At 60.1% G+C, this 16,878-nt stretch carries 16 protein-coding genes; 15 read left to right on the top strand and 1 reads right to left on the bottom strand.

The window, feature by feature from the left end; all coding sequences use genetic code 11:
• From K0F88_RS28085 to K0F88_RS28065, 5 genes are all read left to right on the top strand, one after another.
• Positions 1-1,198, top strand: a 1,198-nt coding sequence (locus K0F88_RS28085) for a 4-amino-4-deoxy-L-arabinose lipid A transferase (protein ID WP_257605374.1), incomplete at its 5' end; no start/stop codon positions are given.
• On the top strand, positions 1,195-1,539 hold the full coding sequence (gene arnE, locus K0F88_RS28080) for a 4-amino-4-deoxy-L-arabinose-phosphoundecaprenol flippase subunit ArnE (protein WP_094467521.1): 345 nt from the start codon (positions 1,195-1,197) through the stop codon (positions 1,537-1,539). The genes K0F88_RS28085 and arnE, both read left to right, overlap by 4 nt.
• A complete protein-coding gene (arnF, locus tag K0F88_RS28075) occupies positions 1,536-1,937 on the top strand; it encodes a 4-amino-4-deoxy-L-arabinose-phosphoundecaprenol flippase subunit ArnF (protein WP_219097394.1) in 402 nt (133 codons plus the stop codon). The genes arnE and arnF overlap by 4 nt, the downstream gene beginning before the upstream one ends.
• Positions 1,934-3,313, top strand: coding sequence for a UDP-glucose/GDP-mannose dehydrogenase family protein (locus tag K0F88_RS28070; RefSeq protein WP_219097393.1), 1,380 nt, complete (start codon positions 1,934-1,936; stop codon positions 3,311-3,313). Before arnF ends, K0F88_RS28070 begins: the two co-directional genes overlap by 4 nt.
• A gap of 121 nt (positions 3,314-3,434) precedes the next feature.
• Positions 3,435-3,995, top strand: coding sequence for a GNAT family N-acetyltransferase (locus tag K0F88_RS28065; protein WP_219097392.1), 561 nt, complete (start codon positions 3,435-3,437; stop codon positions 3,993-3,995).
• Here K0F88_RS28065 and K0F88_RS28060 read toward each other — a convergent pair.
• Positions 3,946-4,911: a LysR family transcriptional regulator gene (locus tag K0F88_RS28060; protein ID WP_094467524.1), complete on the bottom strand. Its 966-nt coding sequence runs from the start codon at positions 4,909-4,911 to the stop codon at positions 3,946-3,948. The genes K0F88_RS28065 and K0F88_RS28060 overlap by 50 nt on opposite strands.
• Positions 4,912-5,217: 306 nt before the next feature.
• Here K0F88_RS28060 and argH point away from each other — a divergent pair, with 306 nt between their 5' ends.
• The 10 genes from argH to K0F88_RS28010 all read left to right on the top strand — a co-directional run bounded on the left by argH (position 5,218) and on the right by K0F88_RS28010 (position 16,878).
• Complete coding sequence (argH, locus tag K0F88_RS28055) at positions 5,218-6,645, top strand: argininosuccinate lyase (RefSeq protein ID WP_219097391.1); 1,428 nt, start codon at positions 5,218-5,220, stop codon at positions 6,643-6,645.
• A 150-nt stretch (positions 6,646-6,795) separates the two neighbouring features.
• Positions 6,796-7,674 carry an amino acid ABC transporter permease gene (locus K0F88_RS28050; RefSeq protein WP_219097390.1) on the top strand — a complete coding sequence of 293 codons (879 nt, stop codon included), beginning with the start codon at positions 6,796-6,798 and terminating at the stop codon, positions 7,672-7,674.
• A gap of 10 nt (positions 7,675-7,684) precedes the next feature.
• Positions 7,685-8,449 carry an amino acid ABC transporter ATP-binding protein gene (locus tag K0F88_RS28045; RefSeq protein WP_219097389.1) on the top strand — a complete coding sequence of 255 codons (765 nt, stop codon included), beginning with the start codon at positions 7,685-7,687 and terminating at the stop codon, positions 8,447-8,449.
• A gap of 39 nt (positions 8,450-8,488) precedes the next feature.
• Positions 8,489-9,313: an ABC transporter substrate-binding protein gene (locus tag K0F88_RS28040; protein ID WP_219097388.1), complete on the top strand. Its 825-nt coding sequence runs from the start codon at positions 8,489-8,491 to the stop codon at positions 9,311-9,313.
• 271 nt (positions 9,314-9,584) lie between these two features.
• Positions 9,585-10,433, top strand: coding sequence for a polysaccharide deacetylase (locus K0F88_RS28035; protein WP_094467531.1), 849 nt, complete (start codon positions 9,585-9,587; stop codon positions 10,431-10,433).
• Entirely contained in the window at positions 10,426-11,313 is an 888-nt protein-coding gene (locus tag K0F88_RS28030; RefSeq protein WP_094467532.1) for a polysaccharide deacetylase, read from the top strand. Before K0F88_RS28035 ends, K0F88_RS28030 begins: the two co-directional genes overlap by 8 nt.
• Positions 11,310-12,659 (top strand): MmgE/PrpD family protein, encoded by a 1,350-nt coding sequence (locus K0F88_RS28025; RefSeq protein ID WP_094467533.1) that lies wholly within the window; start codon positions 11,310-11,312, stop codon positions 12,657-12,659. Before K0F88_RS28030 ends, K0F88_RS28025 begins: the two co-directional genes overlap by 4 nt.
• Before the next feature lie 175 nt (positions 12,660-12,834).
• Complete coding sequence (locus K0F88_RS28020; protein WP_219097387.1) at positions 12,835-14,013, top strand: MFS transporter; 1,179 nt, start codon at positions 12,835-12,837, stop codon at positions 14,011-14,013.
• A 160-nt stretch (positions 14,014-14,173) separates the two neighbouring features.
• Positions 14,174-14,881, top strand: coding sequence for an HPP family protein (locus K0F88_RS28015; protein ID WP_094467535.1), 708 nt, complete (start codon positions 14,174-14,176; stop codon positions 14,879-14,881).
• A gap of 377 nt (positions 14,882-15,258) precedes the next feature.
• Complete coding sequence (locus tag K0F88_RS28010) at positions 15,259-16,878, top strand: acyl-CoA dehydrogenase family protein (protein WP_219097386.1); 1,620 nt, start codon at positions 15,259-15,261, stop codon at positions 16,876-16,878.

Below are 16,878 nucleotides of genomic sequence, written 5' to 3'. Positions count from 1 at the left end.
CGCGCTGGACAGCGCCCGCCGTGGCCCGCGCCTGATCGGTTGGGCCGTGTTGGGCCTGGCCTGCGGCATGGGGTTCATGACCAAGGGCTTTCTCGCCTGGTTGTTGCCGGTGCTGATCGCCCTGCCCTTCATGATTTGGCAAAAGCGCTGGCGTGAGCTGCTGGTCTATGGCCCCGTGGCGGTTGTCGTGGCCATCGCGGTGAGTCTGCCGTGGGCGCTGGCGGTTCACGCGCAGGAACCCGATTACTGGCGGTTCTTCTTCTGGCACGAACACATCCGTCGCTTTGCCGGTGACGACGCCCAGCATGATGCGCCGTGGTGGTTCTATTTGCCGTTGCTCGTGGCGTTCAGTCTGCCATGGGTGGCGTTGTTGCCGTCGGCGCTGCGCCAGGCGTGGCAAACCCGCGGGCAAGCCAGCATCGGTTTTCTGCTGCTGTGGCTGCTGATGCCGCTGCTGTTTTTCAGCCTGAGCAACGGCAAACTGCCGAGCTACATCTTGCCCTGCCTGCTGCCATTGGCACTGCTGATGGGCCACACCCTGGCCGACCGACTCAAGCTGGAGCAAGGCAGGGTCCTGGGCATCAATGGTTTGCTGAATTTGCTGCTGGGCGTGATCACCCTGCTCGCCCTGGTCTACCTGCAACTGAAAAAGCCGTTGTACGACCATGAACTGCACAACCTGGTGCTGGTGTTCATCGGCCTGATCGGCTGGATCATGGCCAACCTGCTTCAAGCCTTCAGGCCCCTGCAATGCTGGGCTGCACCGGGCTTCGGCAGCCTGCTGCTGATCGGTCTGCTGCCCGCCGGGCTGCCCGACTCGGTGGTGGCCAACAAGATGCCCGACCAGTTCATCCTCCATCACGCCGATGAACTGGCGCAGACCGGCAAGCTGCTGAGCAACGATCTCGGCGCCGCTTCGGCCCTGGCCTGGCGCCTGAAGCGCCCGGACGTGGCGTTGTACAACACGATAGGCGAATTGAAATATGGCCTCGCCTATTCTGACTCGGTGCAGCAGCGCGTCGACCTCGATCACGTTCAACAGTGGATGCACAAGGCCCGGCAGAACGGCTCGGTCGGCGTGGTCATGCGGGTCAAGGGTGAGGACGAGCTGCAAGAAATTGAACGACTGCCCAAGGATGGCAAGCGCTATGAAGAAGGCAATCTGGTGATTCTGATCTTTCCACAGGGCGCGTCATGAGCCTGCTTCTGTTATTGGTCGCGTGCCTGCTGACCTGTCTGGGCCAGATCGCCCAGAAGTACGCCGTCGAGAGCTGGCGGGCGAAGCCGTCGGCCTGGGGCGAGAAACTGCGTTCGCCGTGGTTGTGGCTGGCACTCGCTGCGCTGGGGTTGGGCTTGCTGGTCTGGCTACTGGTGTTGCAGCGCCTTGAAGTCGGTATTGCCTACCCGATGCTGAGCCTGAATTTTGTGCTGATTACCCTGATCGCCCGGTTTGTCTTCCACGAGCCCATCGACCGCCAGCACTGGCTGGGCGTGGCGCTGGTGATCGGCGGTGTGGTTCTGCTGGGGCAACACGCATGAGCCTGCGTCGCGGAATCACCTTCGCCATGGGCAGTGTGCTACTCGGCAGCGCGGCGCAGTTGGGCATGCGCTGGAGCATGACGCGCCTGCCGTCCCCCGAACATCTACTGACTTCCAGCGTCGATCCGGCGGCGGTCACCGTGGTGCTGGGGGCGATTCTGGCCTACGTCCTTTCAATGGTGTGCTGGCTCGCCGCCCTGCGGGATGTGCCGCTGGGCCGGGCCTATTCGCTGCTGAGCATCAGCTACGCGCTGGTGTATCTGTTGGCCGCCAGCCTGCCGCTGTTCAACGAAGCCTTCAGCCTTACAAAAACCCTCGGGGTGGCTTTGGTCATGCTCGGGGTCATCACCATCAACTCACGTCCAGCGCGCGCGCCCGAACTCAGGAGTGCCTCATGAAAATCAGTGTATTTGGTAGCGGTTACGTTGGCCTGGTGCAAGCTGCCGTCCTGGCGGAAGTCGGCCATGACGTGGTTTGCATGGACATTGACGAGAAAAAAGTCGAATTGCTGCAACAGGGCCACGTGAGCATTTTCGAACCGGGGCTGGCCAGTCTGGTGCGTGAAAGCCTCGAAGCCAAACGCCTGCAATTCACCACCGACGAAAAACTTGCGGTGCAGCATGGTCAGGTGCTGTTTATCGCGGTCGGTACACCGTCCCGGGACGATGGTTCGGCGGACCTGCGCTACGTGTTGTCGGTGGGCGAAGCGGTGGCGCGACATCGTGAGCAGCCGGTGATTCTGGTGGAGAAGTCCACGGTGCCGGTGGGCACGGGTGACACCTTGCGTGCGCATATCGACAAGAGCCTGATCAAGGTCGGCCGCTTGTTGCAGTTCGATATCGTCTCCAATCCCGAATTTCTGAAGGAAGGCTCGGCCGTGGCGGACTGCCGGCGCCCGGACCGGATCGTCATCGGCTGCGACAGCGATGAGGTGCGCGATGTGATGCGCGACCTTTACGCGCCGTTCAATCGCAACCACGACCGCATCATGTTCATGGACCTGCGCAGCGCCGAGCTGACCAAGTACGCCGCCAACTGCATGCTGGCGACCAAGATCAGCTTCATCAACCAGATCGCCGAACTGGCCGAGCATCTAGGTGCGGACATCGAATCGGTGCGCCTGGGCATCGGTGCTGACTCGCGCATCGGTTACCACTTCATCTACCCCGGCTGCGGTTATGGCGGCTCGTGTTTCCCGAAAGACATGCGCGCGCTGATTCACAGCGCCGAAGAGGCGCACTGCTCCAGCGACCTGCTGCAAGCGGTGGAAGCGATCAACCAGCGGCAAAAGCACAAGCTGTTCGAGCGCATCAACGCGTTCTACAAGGGCGACTTGCGCGGCAAGACCTTCGCCGTATGGGGCCTGGCCTTCAAACCCAACACCGATGACATGCGTGATGCGCCGAGCCGAGTGCTGCTGGAATCGTTGTGGGCCGCCGGCGCCAGCGTGCGCGCTTTCGATCCGGAAGCCATGCAGGAAACCCAGCATTTGTATCCCGACGAGTCGAAGTTGATGTTGATGGGCACACCGGAATCGGTATTGGCCGGTGCCGATGCGTTGATCATCTGCACCGAATGGCAGCAGTTCAAGGCCCCGGATTTCAACCTGATCCAGCAGCGCTTGAACGCCCCGGTGATCTTCGACGGGCGCAACCTGTACGACGCCGAACGGCTGGCACGCAGTGGTTTCCTGTACTTCCCGATGGGGCGCGGTGAGTCGCGCAAACTGCCGATTCCGCATCAGCAGTGGCCGGCGGCTCAGGTGGTTGCTTGATTGCATTGTCACAATCCTGAAACAACTGCCGAGCCTGCTTTTGTGGCGAGGGGGCTTGCCCCCTCGCCACAGGAAGCACTCGAACCACAAAGCAGGCTAGTCAGCTGCTACAGTCGCCCGTATGAATTTTATTGTCCGCCGTGCCCAATTTTCCGACGCCGCCGCCCTCCCCGCCATCGAGCGTTCGGCGGCTGAACTGTTTCGCGATGACCCTTCACTGGCCTGGCTCGCCGATGCTCAGGTACCCGATGCTGAACACCATCAACGGGCAATAGAGACGGATGACGTCTGGGTGGCACAATCGCTCGATGGCGCACTGATGGGATTTGTCAGCGCGATTGAAATCGACAACGAACTGCATATTCAGGAACTGTCCGTCAGCCAATACTTTCAAGGGCGAGGCGCTGGACGAAAGTTGCTGTTAGCGGCCATTGAATGTGCCCGGGGTCAAAAACTCCAAGGTCTGACCCTGACCACGTTTCGCGATGTGCCTTGGAATGAAGCGTTTTATCAGCGCATGGGCTTTGAAACATTGGGGGCTGCACAATTGAGCCCACGTTTAAAAGCCGTATTAAACAACGAACTGGCCAACGGCTTACCCAGCGAACGCCGTTGTGCAATGCGTTTCAACCTTAGACGGGCGCCTTCAGATCCACACCCAGCGCCCGCGCAAACGCCTTGACCAGCGGACTGCGCACGGTGTTGTGCCGCAGGATCAGATTGAACGGCGTGACGATGCTGATCAGGTCCGGGCGCACGGCGCGAAGTTGCCCCTGCGCCACCATCGACGCGGCGTAATGCTGCGGTAGAAAACCCACGAAACGCCCGGTCTTGATCAGTAATGCCACGGCTTCCACCTGGGTCGCCGAGGCTGAGAAGCTGTCGTAGTGGGCGAAATTCAGTTTGTCGCGATGGATCGCGTAGCGGTGGTTGATGAACTCGTAATCCTTGAGTACGTGGCTGCCGATTTCGGCGTCCGGCATCGAGAACAGCGGATGACCGACCGCACAGTAAACCTCCGAGCGTTCCTCATAAAGCGCGTAGTAATCAAACTCTTCGCGCTTCTGATAAACCGGAACAATGCCTGCCACTAACCGCCCCTCTACCACGCCTCTTTCAACTTCATCCAGTTGCGACGCCTGAAGTTGAAACCTTACTTTCGGTGACTCTTCATTGATTTTTCTAAGCGCGGCAACTAACGGTGAATTATCGTCGGAGATTGTATTGTCAATAACACCTACTCCAAGGTCGCCGACAAGTTCATTCTGCGCCGAACTAAGCCGATCACGAAAGTTGTCGACCGAGGCAAACAAGTCGATGGACGCCTGGTACACCAGACTGCCTTCTTCGGTCAGGTGAAAGCCCTCCCGGCCTCGGGTGCACAGGCGCATGCCGATGCGGATCTCCAGGTCGGAAATCTGTTTGCTGATGGCTGCCAGCCCCACATTCAGCTCGTTCTGGGCAGCACTGAAGCCTCCGGCCTCGACCACGGCCTTGAACACTTTGAGCAGTTTGAAATCCAGGCCGCTGAGGGCCAGTGGCGCCCGATGCGACGCTTTCGGTGGCGGGTTTCCGGAATTGGAAAGTGGGGTTTCCATAATGCTTATTTACCTCTGGCGCCCTATTCAACACTCTGTGTCCAACAACAAAAATAGTGCTGGTAAATAATAATGAACACAGAAAACCAGACTTGGCAACCGCTAATAATCCCCGTACTTCAGTGCCAACTCACTGATTTCGAACCATTAAAAGCTGACACTTCGATCAGTTCTCGCCACTTCGTAACTGCCCCTATTGAAACTGCTTTGGCCTGACCACGCCCGGTTGATTTTTTAACGATCCCGGCATGGGTTCCAGGCCCGGCATACCGATTTCAGTTCGCTTTACCGACGAGGAAAACAACAATGTCTCAAACCACCGACCGTCTCTGGGGTGCGCGCTTCAAAAGCGGCCCATCCGAAGCCCTGGCGGCCTTGTCCCGTTGCCCCGAGCGCTACTTTCGCCTTACCCCGTATGACCTCGCCGGTTCCAAGGCGCATGCCCGTGAATTGCAGCGCGCCGGGCTGTTGAGCGAGCAGGAAACCCTGACCATGCTCGACGCTTTGACGCGCATCGGTGATGACTTCCGCGCCGGCAGCATCGCGCCGACCCTGGACGACGAAGACGTCCACACCTTTATCGAACGCCAGCTGACCGAACGCCTCGGCGCACTGGGCGGCAAGCTGCGCGCCGGGCGCTCCCGTAACGACCAGACCGCCAACGACCTGCGCCTGTTCCTGCGGGATCACGTGCGCACCCTGGCCGTCGAAGTGTTGGCCTTGCAGCAAGCGCTGGTGGATCAGGCCGAGCAACACATCGAGAGCATCTGTCCGGGCTTCACTCACTTGCAGCAGGCGCAACCGATCGTCTTCGCTCACCACTTGCTGGCTCACGCTCAATCGATGCTGCGTGACGTGCAACGCCTGGTGGACTGGGACAATCGCACCTCGCTGTCGCCACTCGGCGCGGCAGCCATGGCCGGTTCCGCCATCGCACGCCTGCCGCAGCAGTCGGCCAAGGAAATGGGCTACAGCGGCGTCTGCGAAAACTCCATCGACGCCGTGGCCAGCCGCGATCACGTCGCCGAGTTTCTGTTTATCGCCAGCATGCTCGGGATCAACATTTCCCGCCTCGCCGAAGAGTTTTGCCTGTGGTCGTCGCGGCAATTTCGCTGGGTTGCACTGGACGACGCCTACGCCACCGGCAGCTCGATCATGCCGCAGAAGAAGAACCCGGACATTGCCGAACTGGCCCGGGGCAAGGCTGGCCGTCTGATCGGCAACCTCACTGGCTTGTTGTCGACGTTGAAATCCCTGCCGCTGTCGTACAACCGCGACTTGAGCGAAGACAAGAACGGTGTGCTCGACAGCGTCGATACCCTGCTCCTGGTGCTGCCGGCCATGGCCGGGATGGTCGCGACCATGAAGGTCAACGTCGAAGAACTGCGTCGCCAGGCACCGCTGGGCTTCACCCTCGCCACCGAAGTCGCCGACTGGTTGGCGGTGCGCGGCGTGCCGTTCAAGGAAGCGCATGAAATCACCGGCGCGTTGGTTCAGGCCTGTGAGAAACACGACATTGAATTGTGGGAAGCGTCCCCGGCGCTGCTGGCCGAGATCGACCCGCGTCTCAAACCGGAAGTGCGCGACAGCCTGACCCTCGAAGCCGCCATCGCTGCCCGCAGTGGCTGGGGCGGCACCGCGCCGCAACAGGTGCGCGAGCAGATCGGCCGTTTGAAAACTGCACTAGCGGCGCAGCAAGAGTGGACCGAGAACTATCAGGGTTTCCGCCTTTAAGGCAGAACACAAAACCTGTGGGAGCGAGCTTGCTCGCGATAGCGGTGGGTCAGTCAACATTGATCTTGAATGTAACGCCGCCATCGCGAGCAAGCTCGCTCCCACAGGGATAGTGGTTGGCCTGAATTACCAAGTGTACGGAGAAACAACATGAGCCAGACTCAGGCAGAACGACTCCAGTCGGAGCGAAAACTGGCGGAAAACCAGTTCGATATCACCCAGTACCACCACGTGCCCCGTCGTTATTACGGGCGAATTTTCTTCGCCACCGTCATCGTTATCGCGATCATCGGCCTGGTGCGGGCCTTTGCCGAAGGCAAGATCGAATGGTCGTACATCGGCCAGTTCCTCACCTCGCAAGCGATCATGTGGGGCTTGCTCAACACCATCGTCATGGCGGTGCTGGCGATGGCTTTGGGCATCGTCTTCGGAGTGATCACGGCGATCATGCGCATGTCGGCCAATCCGATCCTGCGCTACGTAGCGGTGACTTACACCTGGCTGTTTCGCGGTACGCCGCTGATCCTGCAACTGCTGTTGTGGTTCAACCTGGCATTGATATTTCCCACCATCGGCATCCCCGGTCTGTTCGAAATGGACACCGTAACTCTGATGACCCCGTTCGTGGCCGCCCTGCTCGGCTTGAGCATCAACCAGGGTGCCTACACCGCCGAAGTGGTGCGTGCCGGCTTGCTGTCGGTGGACACCGGCCAGTACGAAGCCGCCAAGTCGATCGGTATGCCGCGCCTGCAAGCGCTACGCCGGATCATCCTGCCGCAAGCCATGCGGGTGATCATTCCGCCGGTCGGCAACGAGTTCATCGGCATGGTGAAAATGACTTCCCTGGCGAGCGTCATCCAGTACTCGGAGTTGCTCTACAACGCCCAGAACATCTACTACGCCAACGCCCGCGTGATGGAGCTGCTGATCGTCGCCGGTATCTGGTACCTGGCCACCGTCACCGTGCTGTCCTTCGGTCAAAGCCGTCTGGAGCGTCGTTTCGCTCGCGGCGCCGGCAAGCGTTCTTGAGGAATCCGACATGAGAAGCATCGTCAAGGCCGTGAGCCTGAACAAGTATTACGACCAGTTCCACGCCCTCAAGGACATCAACATCGAAGTCGAGCAAGGCGAAGTGCTGTGCATCATCGGCCCGTCCGGCTCCGGTAAAAGCACCTTGCTGCGTTGCGTTAATCAGCTGGAAAAGATTGACAAGGGTGGCCTGTGGGTCGACGGCGAGCTGGTGGGTTACCGGGTCGTCGGCAACAAACTGCACGAACTCAACGAGTCGCAGATCGCCCGTCAACGCCTGTCCACCGGCATGGTGTTCCAGCGTTTCAATCTGTTCCCGCACATGACTGTGCTGCAAAACATCATCGAAGGGCCGTGCCAGGTGCTCAAGCGTTCGCCCAAAGAGGCGCATGAAGAAGCCGTGGAATTGCTCGCTCGCGTCGGCCTGGCCGACAAGCGCAACAGCTACCCGATCGAACTCTCGGGTGGTCAGCAACAACGCGTCGCCATTGCCCGTGCCTTGGCCATGCGCCCCAAGCTGATGCTGTTCGATGAACCCACTTCGGCACTCGACCCGGAACTGGTCGGTGAGGTGCTGTCGGTGATGCGCGACCTCGCGCACAGCGGCATGACCATGATCGTCGTCACCCATGAACTGGGCTTCGCCCGTGAGGTTTCCAACCGCATGGTGTTCATGGACGGCGGGCAGATCGTGGAGGCTGGAAGCCCCGAAGAAATACTAATAAGTCCGCAAAACCCGCGCACCCAAAGCTTCATTTCTGCCGTTCGAACCTAAGCGTCCTTTAGCGCTCACAACACTCATAAGAGAACGACCATGAAGAACATCGTTATCCCAGCAGTACTCGCAAGCATTATGGCCTCCGGCTTCGCGTTCGCCGCTGAGCTTCCAGCCAGCCTCAAGGAAAAAGGCGAGGTCGTGGTAGCGATCATGCCTAACTACCCGCCGATGGATTTCAAGGATCCGGCCACCAACACCCTCACCGGTCTCGACGTTGACCTGGGCAACGCCCTGGCCGAACGTCTGGGCGTGAAGATCAAATGGCAGGAAACCGGCTTCGAGCAAATGATCAATGCCCTGACCACCGACCGCGTGGACATGGTGATGTCGGGCATGACCGACACTGCCGAACGCCAGGCCAGTGTGACCTTCGTCGACTACTTCACCAGCGGCCCGCAGTTCTACACCTTGCAGAAAAACAAGGACTTCAACGAGATCACCGACCTGTGCGGCAAAAAAGTCGGCACCAGCCGCCGTACCACCTTCCCGGCCGAGATTGCTGAATACAGCAAGGCCCACTGCGAAGGCGCCGGTAAACCGGCCATCGTGGTGGTCGGCACCGAAGGCTCGGCCGATGCCCGCGCGCAATTGCGTCAGAGCCGTATCGACGCGGCGATGCAGGGCAGCGAAACCCTGCCGTATCTCAAGACCCAGGAAAAGGACATGTACAAGACCGTGGGCCTGCCGATCTCCCAGCAGTTCACCGGCCTGGGCGTGAGCAAGAAAAAGCCTGAGTTGAGTGAAGCGGTGAAGGTGGCGATGCAGAGCATGGTGGATGACGGCACTTACCAGACCATCCTGAAGAAATGGGATCTGGAACTGGGTGCAATCAAAACCGTAACCATCAACGCCGGCAAGTAATGCTTGCCCTGTAGGAGCGAGACTTGCCCGCGAAGAGGCCATGTCAGTCGACATCAATGTTGAATGTGCTGCCGTCATCGCGGGCAAGCCCGCTCCCACAATGGTCTCGGTCGATCGTGATTATGTGGCCCACCGATAAACCTGTGGGAGCGGGCTTGCTCGCGATGGCGATTTATCAGCTCACATAGATGTTGAGTGTGCCGGCCTCATCGCGGGCAAGCCCGCTCCCACAGGTTCTGCGTTTTACCTATAGATAAATGGAGAGCCACTGATGTCCTCCTCGCCACAACCCACCTGGCCCGACCAGCACACAGCCTGCCTCGCCCTGGCCTTCGATCTCGATGGCCCGACGGGCGATGCGATGCTCAACGGCTCGATCTGGCGCAAGCCCGAGTACTTCGGTTTCGGCGGTTATGGTCCTTACCGGGCGCTGCCGCGGATTCTCGATCTGCTCGACGAATACCGGATCCCGACCACGTTTTTCGTCCCGGCCTGGGTCGTGGAAAACTGGCCGAAGCAATGCCAGGCGATTGTCGAGCGCGGGCATGAGGTGGCGTACCACGGCTACAAACACGAATCCTTTTACGCCCTGACGCTGGAACAGCAAAAGGACGTAATGAACAAATCCCGCGAGGTGTTCTGGAAGCACCTGAACATCCGCGCCGAAGGTTTCCGCACGCCGTCCGGCGACTGGCGGGCCGAGACCCCGGCCATGCTGGTGGAAGCCGGCGTGACCTACTCCAGCAGCATGCGCGGCGATGACCGCCCGTACCTGGTAAAAGTACCGGGCTACGAGACGCCGCTGGTGGAAATCCCCGGCCGCTGGGAAATGGACGACTACGCCTCCCTCGCCTACACCCGCGCGCCGGACTTCCCTTCCGGGCTGGACCGCACCGCCAGCTACGCACTGACCCTCGACAACTGGTGCCGCGAATACGACGGCGCGATGAATGAAGGGCTGTGCCTGACCACCCTGTTCCACCCCAAGATCACCGGCAAGCCGGGGCGCATCCTGCTACTGGAAAAACTCTTCGAACACATGCGTCAGCGCGACGATGTGTGGTTCGCCACCTGCCGCGATGTCGCCCAGTGGTGGCTCAAGGAGCATCACCATGGCTGATTCCACCGTCTGGCCCCAAGGCTACCGCTGCGCCGTGGTCCTGACCGTCGACTACAACGACATTCACGGCATTCTGACTCAGGCGCCTGAAGTCGCCGGGCGCGACAAGACGCTGTCGGTCTGGCGTTACGGCACCCAGCGCGGCGTCGAACGTTTGCTCGGTTTGTTCGCCGAACTCGGGGTAAAAAGCAGCTGGTGCATCCCGGGTATCGTTGCCGAGGAAAACCCGCAACACCTTCGGGCGATTCAGGCCGGCGGGCATGAGATCGCCTGCGCCGGCTATCGCCACCGGAACTACGACCTGCTCGATCTGGCGGGACAAAGCGCCGAGATTGCCAAGGGTTGCGAAGCGCTGGCGGCGCTGACCGGCCAGCGTCCGACAGGGTTTCGCATCCCGGCCGGTAACGGTGCGCCGGGCTTCATCGAGGTGTTGAGGGACCAAGGCATTCGCTGGTCTTCGTCGTGGCGCGGCGATGATTTGCCGTTCGCTCACCCCACGGCCCCCGAAGTGATCGAGCTGCCGTTGCACTACGAACTGGAAGACGAACCCTACTTTGCCTTCAACCTCAGCCCGGCGGTGCCACCGGCGCAATCGCGGATCGCCTCTTATAGCCACACCCTGGGCAACCTGCAACTGGACTTCGCCGGGTTTCACCGGTTTGGCCTGTGCTACGTGCTGCGCCTGCACCCGGAAATCATCGCCACGCCGGGGCGGATTGGCGTGTTGCGTGAGTTGCTCCAGGGCATCCAGCAGCACGATGACGTGTGGATCGCCACGGCCAGCGAGGTCGCGCAATGGTGGGCCGATTCGGCTGTCACCGTGACCGACGATCACCCGGCATCGGTGTATGAGCGGCATTACCGGGATTACCTCGTATGACTGAACGCATGCAGCGACTCGCGCAGTTTTGCGTCGACACGCGCTTTGAAGACTTGCCACCGGCCCTGGTGGCGCAAGCCAAACGACACATCCTCGACACCTTCGGCGCGACATTGGCCGGGGCTGACAGCGAAGTGGCGAAACAGGCGCGTCTGGTGTTTACCGGTGAGTCCGGCAACACGTTGGTCTGGGGCACTGACTTGCGGCTCGGCGCCGCTCAGGCGGCGATCCTCAATGGGATCGCCGCCCATGCTCTGGAACTGGACGATACCGGTGGTTGCGATCACTCCGGTGCGGTGGTGCTGCCGGCGGTCATGGCAGCGGTGTCGATGCAGACGGCACCGGTCAACGGTCGCGAGTTGATTACCGCCGTAGTGATTGGCTACGACGTCAGCCGTCGCGTGCTCGAAGCCTGCGGCGGTTACTCGGCGCACAACGGCGCGGGCTGGCATTCGACCGCGACCTGCGGGGTGTTCGGCGCAGCGGCGGCGAGCGCGCGGATTCTCGGGCTGGACGCCGCGCAAACCGTGTCGGCACTGGGCATCGCCGGCAGTTTCAGCGGTGGTTTGTGGGCCTTCATCCACGACGGCTCGCAGAGTAAAAAGCTGCACAGCGGTCGAGCAGCCGAGGGTGGATTGCTGGCGGCGCGGTTTGCTCAACAAGGCATCAGCGGGCCGAAGCAGTTGTTCGAGGATGTCTGGGGCGGTTTTCTCAGAACCCTGGCCGGCGTGGCCTCAGACCCGACCGCGCTCGATGCGGATCTGGGCGTCGTGTGGAAACTCGCCCGCTGCTCGATCAAGCCCTACGCCGCGTGCCGGGGAACTCATTCGGCAATCGATGCGTTGGGGTTGTTACTGGATCAACTGCAGGTCGGCGCCGATCAGATGGAAGACATCGAAGTCTCGTTGTGCGGGTTTCTTCAGGACATGTGCGGTGGGAAGGATGTCAGCACGCTGGCGGCGGCACAGATGAGTTTGCCCTATGCCCTCGCCGCCCGGCTGGTTCATGGCCATTGCCGGCTGGAAGCCTATGACGAGGCACAACGTGTCGACCCCCGGATTGCTCACTGGATGTCGCGCATTCGTCTTGAAGTGGATCCGCAACTGTCAGAGGATGGCGAGCCCGTCATCCGCGTGCGGACGGTGGACGGTCGGCAGGCGAGTCTTTGTGTCGACCCGCCATTGGGTGCGCCGGGGAATCCGTTGAGTGATGCGGCGCTGGAGGAGAAGTTTTTCAGCTTGGCGACGCGGGTGATGCCGCGGGAGCAGGCTGGGGAATTGCTTAAACAACTGTGGCGGTTGGATGAGCTGGAATCGGTTCGTTCTCTGGATCGGTGGCTGTCTTGAATTTTGTGTTGACCGATCCTCCCTCATCGCGAGCAAGCTCACTCCCACAAGGATTGAAGGTGGCCACATATTTTGTGTTCACACCAACGCCTGTGGGAGCGAGCTTGCTCGCGATGGCCGCGACTCGATTCCACGTCGAACACCATAGAATCTGAATAAGGACATTTGCCCCACCGTGGCCACTTACTCGCTCGTAATCCGTCGGCTGATGATCGTTTCGCTGACCATCGTCGTCAGCCGCGCCATCACCAGCCCGCTGCTCACGCTGTTCCTGAGCAACAAGCTCGGCCTCAACCAACAGGACGTCGGTTTGCTGCTGGGTATCGCAGTGTTCATCGCAACCCTGCTCGCGCTCTACGGCGGCTACATCATCGACCGCCTCGAGAAGCGTCGGCTGCTGATCCTCGCCATGCTCTCCAGCGCCATCGGCTTCGTCCTGCTGACCTTCGCCGAAAACCTCTACCTGACGACCGCCACCCTGGTGATCACCGAAACCGCCTCGGCGCTATTCCTGATCGGCTCGAAGGCGATCCTCAGCGAAAACCTGCCCATGGGCCAGCGCGCCAAGGCGTTTTCGCTGCGTTACACCCTGACCAACATCGGCTACGCCACCGGCCCGATGCTCGGTGTGGTGATTGCCGGCGTGTACCCGATTGCGCCGTTCCTGATTGCCGGCGGCATCGCGTTCTTCAGCATTTTCCTGATGATCGGCATCCCCAGGGACTCGTCGCAGACACCCCCGATCGGCCAACCCCAAAGTTTTCTCAAGACGCTGATTACTCTGAAGAACGACCGCACCCTGATCATGTTCACCTGCGGTTGCCTGCTCAGCACCGTGGTCCACGGCCGGTTCACCTTGTACTTGTCGCAATACCTGCTGGTGACCCAAGACTCCAAGCGCGCGCTGGAAACCATGGCCGCGCTGCTCGCCTGCAACGCCATCAGCGTGATCCTGCTGCAATACCAGATCGGCCGTTTCCTCAAGCGCGAACAGCTGCGTTACTGGATCGCAGGCGGCACCAGCCTGTTTATCGTCGGGCTGATCGGCTTCAGTCTGGCCGACAGCCTGGTGAGCTGGTGCGTGGCGATGTTCATCTTCACCCTCGGCGAAATGATCATTTACCCCGCCGAATTTCTCTTCGTCGATACCCTGGCCCCGGAAGAACTGCGCGGCAGTTACTACGGCGCACAGAACCTCGCGGCCCTCGGCGGCGCGCTAAGCCCGGTGATTTGCGGTTTCCTGCTGATGCACACACCGGCGCCCACCATGTTTTATGCCTTGAGCGCGCTGACAGCCATGGGCGGGTCTCTGTGTTTCATGAGCGGTCGTCGAGTCGCGTTACAGCAAAAATAATGCACTCAAACTGCATTAATATGAATTTGTCAGCATCGGGAATGCACGGCACACTGTGCCTCGTTCCTCCCCCAATAGTTGGAACACCTTCAAGGGCTTTCTGGGTTTCCCAGATAAGCCTTTTTTTTTCCTGGTTTTTTACCAACGGATCGTTTGCCTCATGCTCGCTCGCTGGTTACCTGCCGCCATCAACACCCGTCCTTCCGAATGGAGCCGTGCCGCCATCGGCATGTCCCTGGGCACGCTGTTCAGCGTCTGGCTGTGCGCGCAAGTGTTCGGCATGGAAGTGGCCCAGCATTTGATCGGGCCGTTGGGCGCATCAGCGGTGTTGCTGTTTGCCGTTTCTTCCGGCGCCCTCGCCCAGCCGTGGTCAATTCTTGGCGGATATTTGAGTGCTGGCGTCGTTTCGCTGCTGGTGGCTCACGTCCTCGGACGAACCCTCGGCAGCGCCTGCCTGGCGGCGGGCATGGCGCTGATCCTGATGTGCTGGCTGCGTTGCCTGCATCCACCGGCCGGCGCCTTGGCGCTGCTGTTGGTCCTGGCAGACCCGGCGACCATCGCGCTGGACTGGAAAGCCCTCGGCCCGGTGATGCTCGGCGCATCGACCCTGCTGCTCAGCGCTCTGGCCTACAACAACCTGACGCGCATTCGCTACCCCAAGCGTGCCAGCGAGCCGGTGGCCGTGGTTCCGGCCGATCATCCCCCGATCGACAGCCAGGCCATCACCGCACAGGACTTGAAACTCGCCTTGGCGGAAATGGAAGCATTCTTCGATGTCACCCCGGAAGACCTTGAACAACTGATTCATATCAGTGAGTTACACGCCAAACGTCGCAGTATTGGTGAGGTGCTGTCCAATCGTGCATAGCGTCACAAGGATCGACCAACGGTCAGTGCAGGACCTTGCCTGCCGATAATCTGCGACTAAAGTCAAAAACGTACCGCATAGAGTTGTCTGCCTTTCACTACAAAGTCTGGCACGCCGTAAAGTCCAGTAGCGATGACATGGAAGAAGTCTGGCTATGGAGAAACACTCGACATTGTTGAGTGGCGATGCTGCCTTCGCGCTTTGACAGAACCGCACCTCCCGGAAAATCAACACGCAATCCTTCGCGTATTTTGCTGTTCGTGAATGCTCGGGTACGTGATTCGTACTCGAAGGGTTCTGTTGTTCTCTGCTCGGCCGGCCCTCTGGCTCTGGTGGTTTCGAAACCGTTTTTTCGAAATCCATGAGAGGGATGTTTCATGAGCGAACCACTGCTGCAAATGCTGCGAACCGCCGAGTTCGATGCACGCACCCGCCATCGCCTGCCATTGCGCGAGTACATGGATCTGACGATTACTCGTATGCGTGAAATCGTCCAGACCGGGCTGATCACCAATGACATGTGGCTCGGGCAGTCCTGCCAGGCGGACTTCCGACAGATGCTGGAGCGCGCCGCCACCGTAGGCGCTTTTGACTACGCGCTGTTTTCCTCGATTGTCGACCACATGATCGCCGGTAACGCGCTGTTTGCTCAGGGTGATGCACTGCAGGTCGCGCGCTATCGTCAGGAAATCATCGAGATGGGCGCGGTCTACGCCTTTGGCTGTACCGAGATCAACAGTGGTTCCGACGTGCGCAACCTGCACACCACTGTCACCTTTGATCCGCTGAGTCAGCGCCTGACCCTTCACACACCCTCACCCGCCGCCTGCAAATTCTGGATCGGCAATGCGCTGCACGCGGCCCAGGTCGTCATGGTGTTGGCGCGTTTGATCGTCAATGGCGTGGACGAGGGACTGCACTGGTTCCGGGTGGTGATCCGCGAGCGGGATAATGGTCCGCTGCTGTCCGGCGTCAAGCTCATGGCCTGTGACCCCAAGGGCGGGATCCATGCCAATCAAGTGGCCGGCATTCGCTTCTGCGAGATGAAACTGCCGCTGGACGCGATGATGCAAAGGCACGCCCGATTCACCGCTGACGGTCAATTCAACAGTGACATTCCCAAAGATCAGCGCGCAACCCGCGCCATGGAAACGTTCATTCAAGAGCGTTTGTTTCTGCTGGCGGCGGCTCGCGGCGGCGCGCAGTTGTGCGCTCATCTGGCATATCGTTTTGTCTGCCATCGACGGGTCAAAAACGCTGTAGCCGACGAACCCCTTCTGGCCAAACCGCTGATTCGGCAACGGTTGTATGTAGAACAACTGAAGGCACTCGCACTGAAGCTTTTGGAGCAAGCCATCTTGTCGCGCTTCGAAGCGATGTGGGACCAGCCGGATAAACGCAAAGAGCTGCATATTCTCGCGGCCATCGCCAAAAGTGTCGGCACCTGGATGGGGCTGGACGTCATGCGCAGGTGCCGCGAACTTTGCGGTTCGCAAGGTTTTCACCATTACAACCAGATCGTCACGCTGTGCATGGATTGCGAAATCAGCATCACCTTTGCTGGCGACAACAGCGTCATGGCCTACCAGGTTGCCAGGGACGCTGTCACCCGGCCAAGGTTTGCTTCGCGGCCTGCGCGCAACATTGCCCAGCGTATGGAAAAGACGATTGTCGAGCAGTGTTGCAGTCCGAGCGATGTTTCACATTGCCAGGCATTGGCGCTGACCTATGCCCGGGCACTTGACCTGATCATCGCAGAGGTCGAGCGCAATCAACTCGTATCGCAGGAAGTGCTCGACGACGTTATCAAGGTGTTTTCGTGCCCATCAAGCGCAGGTGGACTGGCCGCTGACAGCATCGATTTGACTGCTCACGCCACAGAACCCCGTCTTGCCTTGCTGGCCGCATTGCTAGAGCCACCGCCGGAACTGCTCAGCGCGCCGATCGATAGTCAGCACTACATCCAGCAACTCACGGCCGCTTTGTACGAGGCGTAA

This window comes from Pseudomonas sp. UMAB-40, assembly GCF_900095275.1.
GTDB classification, from domain to species: domain Bacteria; phylum Pseudomonadota; class Gammaproteobacteria; order Pseudomonadales; family Pseudomonadaceae; genus Aquipseudomonas; species Aquipseudomonas mandelii_B.
The sequence above is the reverse complement of the archived record's forward strand: the minus strand, read 5'-3'. Positions and strand labels throughout refer to the sequence as shown.